1 protein-coding gene is annotated in these 556 nt (G+C 71.2%); it reads right to left on the bottom strand.

Annotated elements, in window-relative coordinates:
• Positions 1-556, bottom strand: a 556-nt coding sequence (locus tag AOK03_RS44745) for a preprotein translocase subunit SecA (RefSeq protein WP_482256562.1), incomplete at both ends; no start/stop codon positions are given.

Below are 556 nucleotides of genomic sequence, written 5' to 3'. Positions count from 1 at the left end.
GCCGCGCAGCTGGTTGTCGATGCGGCGCGACTCGTGGCGCTCGGTGCCGAGGACGTAGAGGCCGCCGAGCCCGGTGACCTCGTCGTGCTCGGCGGCGGCCACGGCCGTGATGCGCTCCAGGGCCTCGCGGTACCGGTCCGGGTCGTCCTCCGGGGTGCGGCCGTCCGTCCGCAGCTCGGCCTCCGCCATGGCCTCGGGATTGCCGCCGAGCATGATGTCGGTGCCGCGGCCCGCCATGTTCGTGGCGACGGTGACGGCGCCCCTGCGGCCCGCCTGGGCGACGATCCGGGCCTCGCTCAGGTGGTTCTTGGCGTTGAGCACCTCGTGCCGGACGCCGCGCTCGCTGAGCAGGGCGGAGAGGTGCTCGGACTTCGCCACGGACACCGTGCCGACGAGGATCGGCTGGCCCGTGCGGTGCCTTTCGATGATGTCGGTGACGACCGCGTCGAATTTCACGGACTCGTCGCGGTAGATGACGTCGGGCCGGTCGGCGCGGACCATCGGCTTGTTGGTGGGGATGGGCACGACGTGGAGTTTGTAGATCTGGTGGAACTCG

Source organism: Streptomyces atriruber, assembly GCF_001418325.1.
GTDB lineage: Bacteria > Actinomycetota > Actinomycetes > Streptomycetales > Streptomycetaceae > Streptomyces > Streptomyces atriruber.
The sequence above is the reverse complement of the archived record's forward strand: the minus strand, read 5'-3'. Positions and strand labels throughout refer to the sequence as shown.